Source organism: Leptolyngbya sp. FACHB-711 (assembly GCF_014695615.1).
GTDB lineage: Bacteria > Cyanobacteriota > Cyanobacteriia > Elainellales > Elainellaceae > Leptolyngbya_A.
Window position 1 is genome coordinate 1 of sequence record NZ_JACJOR010000546.1, and the last position, 6745, is coordinate 6745.

Genomic DNA, 6745 nt, shown 5'->3' on the forward strand with positions numbered 1-6745 from the left:
GCTCCTGTTGCGATCGAAACTGCACAGACAATAAAGTCTCAACCCCCAGAGTCTCAACCCTCAGAGTCTCAACCTTCAGAACTTGCCTCAGCCGCAGTTGCTCCGCCTGCTATCTCTGTTGTTCCCGCAACAAAACCAGTTTCTTCAACTCAATCAAGCTCAACGGAATTCACAGCTTCAACACCGCTGCCGGCTCGTACGCCTCAAACCATAACTAATCCACTGCCTGCTGAGGCAGTCGACCAAACTTATCGTCTGGGTCCGGGCGATCAGATCCAGGTGGATTTGTTTAATGTGCCGGAATATAGCGGTCCACAGCGTGTCCTGGTTGATGGAACGGTAAATTTGCCTGCGGTGGGCAATGTATCAGTGGCAGGATTGACGCTGAGTGAGGCAGAGCAAACAATCGCCGCAGTATACGGTCGCGAACTGCGAAATATCCGGGTCACAGTGAGTTTAGCGCAGTCTCGTCCTCTGCGAGTTGGGGTTGCTGGGGAAGTGAGACAGCCTGGCTACTATGTAATTGCATCCACTGATGCTCAGCTGCCCAGCGTAGCGCAGGCAATTCAAACGGCGGGAGGCGCGACTCAGCTTGCTAATTTGCGGCGGGTGCAGGTGCGGCGAGCTGGGCCAAATGGCGGTCTCGAAACGATTTCAGTCAATCTATGGGCGTTGCTAGAACAGGGCGACCTGAGCCAAAACGTGACGCTGCGCGATGGCGATACGATCGTAATCGCGCCAACTGACGGCATGAACGCCGCAGAAACAGAGCAACTTGCCGCATCTAACCTGGCATCCAATGAAGCCCAGTCAATCAATATTGCCCTGATTGGGGAAATCGGTCGTCCAGGTGCATATAAATTAGAGAGTGCAGCAGGAAACCGTGCCACATTAACGCAGGCAATCCAGGCAGCAGGCGGTGTCACGCCGGAAGCAGACTTACGCAAGATCGAGGTACAGCGATCGGCACGCAACGGCACTGTGCAAACCACAACGCTCGACCTCTGGCAACTCGTAACGGCGGGCGATCTGAGTCAGGATTTGATCTTGCAGCCTGGCGATCGAATTACGGTTGCCAAAGCAGAAGCGATGACTCCAGAGGAAATGACACGGCTGACGAGTTCCAACGTTTCGCCTACCAGCATTCGCGTCAATATTGTCGGGGAAGCATCGAGTGCTGGATCAGTGGAGGTTCCGGCAAACACGACTCTGAACCAGGCACTTCTGGCTGCCGGAGGGTTTAACAGACGGTCACGCCGCACCGTTCAGCTTATCCGCATTAATCCAAATGGGACGATAACCCAGCGCGACATCCAGGTGGATTGGGATCGCCCCGTTGATCCTGAAACGAATCCGATTCTCTTTAATAACGATGTGATTCGCGTCCGCCGCAACGGGCTTGCAAGCTTCTCTGATACTGCTACAAGTATCCTGGAGCCAGTCTTCCGTATTCTGCCTGTATTTGGTCTTTTCTAGGTTGAACAGCTCGTTTAACGACCGCTGTTTTATGTCTTCCAAGGGTTGCAGTAAACCAGCCTTCATCCTCACCCATATTCCTCACTTCGATTTTCCCCTGCCTTACCGCTTTCCCTCGGCTGAGTGTCCCGAGTGCCCTATAGATTAAGGATGACATTTACCATGAGAGACGCTGAACCGAAACCGATCGCGATCGAAAAGAATGGCAGTGTGCCTAAAAATGCACTGATTCGAGGCACGACCGTCCCCCAGGGGCAAAGCACTTCTGAGGATGCGATCAATTTCTGGGAAATGGTGCAGCGGCGATGGTGGATCATTGCCGGAGTTGGGCTAATTAGCATGACTTATTTCGTGAGTACCGCGCTGCAGCAGCAGTCAGAATATGTGGGTCAGTTCCGGCTCCTTGTTGAACCAGTTAACAACGTTAATGCTCAACTAGCGGATGGCAGCAACAACAATAACAATCCATCTTCTGAGCTGGACTACGATACCCAAATTCAAGTGCTGCAAAGTCCCGGTTTACTCGATCGAAGCATTGAAAAGCTGCGTCCTCTGTATCCCAATTTGACCTATAACAATTTGGTGCAAGGACTATCAATCAGCCAGCTCCGGGGCACTAAGATCATTCAGGTGCAATATCAAAGCATGAACCCGGCAGAAGTTCCGGCAGTGCTGGAGCAACTTTCTAAAGACTATCTGTCATACAGCCTGAACGAGCGGCAAACTAACCTGCGGCAGGGGCTGCAATTTGTGCAGAATCAGCTCAACTCTGCTCAGGAACGGGTTGATGAGCTTCAACTCAGACTGCAAGCATTTCGACAAAACAACCAATTTTTTGACCCTGATGGCAAGGCGGGGCAGGTTATTGCCCAATCTGAACAGCTTGCCCAGCAGCAGCTTGAACTCGATCAACAGCTACAGCAGGCAGAGGCTGAACTTGCTAGACTGCAGGAAGAAACAGGGGCAATCGCTACACTTAATAGTTCTCCAGGATACCAGCAGCTTGTCGGTCAACTCCGAGAGTTAGAGACCCAAATTGCGCTGGAGCGAACGCGCTTTCAGGATGATAGTCTCACCATTCGAGTACTGCGCGAAAAACAGGCAAATGTGTTGGGGCTACTCGGCAGTGAGGCACGTCAAGCGATCGGCGGCAAGGCAGCAGAAATTAGTAATCGAATTCAAATTCTGCAAGTCCAGCAGCAGGCGATCGCTGAAACTCAAAACACGCTCGACCAGGAGTTTCAGCAAATTCCCGGGCTTTCTCGCCAGTATACCGACTTGCAGCGCGAACTCCAGATTGCTACCGAAAGCTTGAATCGGTTTTTAGCCACGCGGGAAAACCTCCAGGTAGAAGCGGCACAAAAAGAAATTCCCTGGCAGCTTGTGGAGCCACCGCCACAGCTTGCTGCCAGTCGCGGTCCCGATACGACTCGCAGTTTACTCATTGGGGTTGCTGCTAGCCTTGCGCTCGGTGTGGCTACTGCTTTCCTGGTGGAGAAAATGGACAAGACATTCCACACCGCAGACGCCCTCAGCCGCAAGTTTAAGCTGCCCGTTTTGGCAGTAATTCCGCTGCAGTCTGATCTGTTGGGTGTGGAATACAGCGTCCGATCGCGGCGTCGAAAGAACTTTTTGCGAAAGATCAAAACCCAGCTTAGGGCAATCCGCAAGAGCCTCAGCAGCAGCCTGCCGTTTATGCCTCAGCCGGACGACTACGATGTGTTTGAATTTGAGGAATCCTTTAAACTGCTGCAAACCAATCTGCAAATGATGCAGTCTAGCTCTGGGCAGTCGATGCAAACGATCGTCATTACTTCTGCTCAGGCTGGAGACGGCAAATCGACGATAGCGTGGTATCTTGCCCAAACTGCAGCATCAATGGGGCAACGGGTCTTGCTGGTGGATACTGATTTAAGACGATCCCAGCTTCAAACCCGGCTCCAGCTCTCGGAAACAAGAGGCTTAGGGGAGCTTTTCTCCTCAAATCTAGTTCTGAAAGACGTGATTCAGCAGCCGCTTCCGGACAGCTCCCTCTACATTCTGCCGAGCGGGGAGACAACGCTTGATCCCATTCAGGTTTTTTCATCGCCCAGAATGCATGCCCTAGCAAACAAGCTAAAAGACACCTTCGATCTGGTGATCTACGACGCTCCCCCTGTAAATGGGCTGGCAGATGCGCTTCAGCTCTCTGTCCACGCTGACAGTCTGCTTCTGGTCGTGCGCCTGCATAAAACGGACAAAGTCGCGGCTGCAAAGGCGATCGAGAGTTTGAGCCATGCTCGCGCCCGCCTGCTAGGGCTGGTCGCAAACGGTCGGTAAAACAATTCATGCTTGGTCATTTGTGCTTTGCCTTGCTCGACCCCTTGATGAGTTAAAAAGACCGTTAATAATCGTGAGCGTCTACGGAGTTTGAGCTAGATTGAGAGTGTTAACATTGGACAAAGCGAAATCGAATCCTCTAAACGGGGAGCAGCTTCGCTGAGGAAACTACAAGTCGGGGTAGTGCAGCGAAGCAGTCCCCCTAAGCGGTAAGCGGGGTAATTCTTTCTTCAGGCTGCCTCCTAGCGTTCTGATTCGCGCTTATTGTCCGTTTTTAGTAAGCAACATTCACCTAAGCTGACTGTGCAACCCCAAAAAGCTCACAAGATTGACACTACCGCAGACTATCCCTGTCCTTGTCGTCGTCGGGGTCGTCTCACGCCCATTACGTTGACCGAAGCCTTTGGCTGCACACGCTGTCAGCAAATCTTCGTAGTGCAGGATAATGGTCAGGTGATTGAGCAGCTTTCGACCACTTATCCGTATAAGCGAGCTTGGCGATGGACAGGGCATCAGTGGAATGTCGCCCACTCCAGCTTAAGCAGAGGCTATTTCCCCATCACGCTGCTGATGATCTTTGGGCTGGTATTTTTGCTGCTGCTGACTGTCCTTCAGTTTCCGATTAGTGCTAGCGTTGCGTTTCGCGTCATTGCTGCGCTGTTGCTGTCGATGATGTTAGTCTTGATGCTGTGGCTAGCTTGTAGACGTTAGGCAGGAACTTCTTTGAACGCTTCTCCGGATCTCACCTCCGCTGCCCATCAGGCTTATGCGGCTTCTCTTCAGCTTGCCGGGTCAAGAGGCATCGATCGCAGCCGTGCCCTGCAAATTATGGCAGAAGCCCTCCTGGAGCGGCAGGACGATATCCTGGAAGCAAACACGCTGGATCTGGAGATCAGCCGTGAGATGGCAGTGCCGGAACTGATTCTGGACTGGCTCAAGCTTACCCCAGAGCGGCTGCAAACTACGGGATCAATCCTACAGCGACTTGCAGAGATTTCTGATCCCACCCAGCAGGTGCTCAACATTCCCTCGTTTCAAGTCGATCAGTGCCAGACTTATTATCAGCTCATGCCGCTGGGCGTGATTGCGCTGGTGTATGAGGCATTTCCTGAGCTGGGCGCGATCGCCGCCGGGCTCTGCATCAGAACGGGAAACAGTTTAATTCTACGGGGCGGCACGGAGGCAAGCCACTCCAATCAGGTGATCGGCGAGACGCTGCGGTTGGCGATCGAGGATTCCGGTCTGCCAGTGGATGCGCTACAGCATTTACCCTCAGACCAGGGAGATAACATTCGAGAACTGGTGACGCTCGATCGCTACGTGAATCTGGTGATTCCCTACGGACGTTCGAGCCTGGTACAGCAGGTAATTCGGCAGGCAACTTGTCCGGTGCTGAAAACGGCGATCGGAAACTGCTACCTGTACTGGTCGCCGTCTGGAAATTTAGAAGTAACGCGCTGGATGATTTTAGATAGCCATCAGAGCGAGCCGGATGCGGTCAATGCGATCGAAAAAGTGCTGGTGTATCGGCAGCACAGCACCACATCTTTAATGATGCTTTGGAACAGCCTGAAGGAAAAAGGCTTTGAGCTGCGCGGGGATGCCGAACTTATTGCCGAATTTCCCGAAATCTTTACCGCAGAGGCAAAAGAATCTGAGTGGAATCAGGCCTATCTCAACAGCACGATCGCCTTCAAGGTGGTAGACGGGCTAGAGACGGCGATCGCCTGGATGAATGCTCACAGCAGCGGCCATGCCGACTGTCTTGCCACTGAGTCTTACCAGGAGAGCCGCCAGTTTGCGATGGGCATTACCAGTGCCATGAGCTATATCAACGCCTCTCCCCGGTTTTATCGCATCCCGAAGCGGGGTAGCCCGATCGTGCTGGGGATGTCGAACCAAAAAGGACACCGTCGTGGGCTGATCAGTCTTGAAACCCTAACGACGGTGAAGCATATTGTGCAGGGAAATGGAATGGGCTAGGAGCCGATTCATCACGCCCGATTCAGGACGCTAATTAATTACACAAATCGCCTGTCCAGTCTTCAGCTCCGCGTCCGGGCTGGCAGCGGTTTTGCTCAGTGACTTGCGTAATCTTCCAGAGTTTCTCGCCGTTTGCGCCGTCCTCGGCCGGGGTTAGCTCATAGCGCGTGCGTTTTGCCCGGACAGAATCATCGGGCAATCCAGACTGGGTGACGGTGACGATCGCCTTGTCTTGTGAGGGATAGGTGAGGCGAATTTGCTCTGACCCGATCGGTTCTGGTGCGCCTGGACGCAGTGAAACCACCATGGTCAGGGGGTCGGCTCCCGGTGCGGGAAGGGTTGGGTTTTCAACCACACGGAACTCGCTCTCTGCGGCGGGCGCATTTGCCGTTGCGGTATTTTCGGTTTGCGGCTGCTCTGGGGCAGAAGCAGTGGGGGCAGATTGGGTGCAGCCCGTGACAGCGACGATCGCGGCAGCCGCTCCAGCCATAAGAATTAAAAATCGTTTAGCCATAGCCTGATGAACATTCCTCTTCGTGTAGTCGGGCAAACTGAGAGCAACAGCAATCATTTACAGCAGGATCGCCATTTACAGCAGGATCAACAGAATATTTATTTTCTCTCTAAACTGATGATTCTCTTTCAAAGGTCCTGATAATTCGATTGACAGTCGGGTAGCTTCATCAGTTCCAGCCCGGATTCCGCATGATCATTTAAACCATGATCGGCTACTTTTGTCATCTGTACCGATCGCCATAAAAAAAGCCCGACGATACGGGCGAGAGAAAAGTTTTTAACAGAATTTCAAATCAATCTAATGCTACGGATTTTCAGCCAGCTTAATTTTCTTCGCTAATCCCAGAGATTTCAAAACGCAGACCATCCACCAAGTGACATCAATTTCCCACCACTTCAGTCCGTGACGAGCCGAGTACTGATAGGTGTGGTGATTGTTGTGCCAGCCTTC

At 52.6% G+C, this 6745-nt stretch carries 5 protein-coding genes; 4 read left to right on the forward strand and 1 reads right to left on the reverse strand.

Annotated features, from left to right (window positions below; all coding sequences use genetic code 11):
- The 4 genes from H6F80_RS27230 to H6F80_RS27245 form a co-directional block, all read left to right on the forward strand.
- Positions 1 to 1476: polysaccharide biosynthesis/export family protein (locus H6F80_RS27230; protein WP_242067595.1), on the forward strand; the 1476-nt coding region annotated here is incomplete at its 5' end.
- A gap of 162 nt (positions 1477 to 1638) precedes the next feature.
- Positions 1639 to 3795 (forward strand): GumC family protein, encoded by a 2157-nt coding sequence (locus H6F80_RS27235; RefSeq protein ID WP_190794654.1) that lies wholly within the window; start codon positions 1639 to 1641, stop codon positions 3793 to 3795.
- A gap of 303 nt (positions 3796 to 4098) precedes the next feature.
- Positions 4099 to 4506: a hypothetical protein gene (locus H6F80_RS27240; protein ID WP_190794655.1), complete on the forward strand. Its 408-nt coding sequence runs from the start codon at positions 4099 to 4101 to the stop codon at positions 4504 to 4506.
- A gap of 12 nt (positions 4507 to 4518) precedes the next feature.
- The gene (locus H6F80_RS27245; RefSeq protein ID WP_190794656.1) at positions 4519 to 5778 is read left to right on the forward strand and encodes a glutamate-5-semialdehyde dehydrogenase; all 1260 of its coding nucleotides are present in this window, start codon (positions 4519 to 4521) and stop codon (positions 5776 to 5778) included.
- 34 nt (positions 5779 to 5812) lie between these two features.
- Here the strand turns inward: H6F80_RS27245 and H6F80_RS27250 are convergent, their stop codons facing one another.
- On the reverse strand, positions 5813 to 6292 hold the full coding sequence (locus tag H6F80_RS27250; protein ID WP_190794657.1) for a hypothetical protein: 480 nt from the start codon (positions 6290 to 6292) through the stop codon (positions 5813 to 5815).
- Positions 6293 to 6745 lie beyond the last annotated feature (453 nt).

Coding starts and splice junctions, on each gene's coding strand:
- H6F80_RS27250 (WP_190794657.1), bottom strand. CDS start 6,292: ATGGCTAAACGATTTTTAATTCTTATGGCTGGAGCGGCTGCCGCGATC.
- H6F80_RS27235 (WP_190794654.1), top strand. CDS start 1,639: ATGAGAGACGCTGAACCGAAACCGATCGCGATCGAAAAGAATGGCAGT.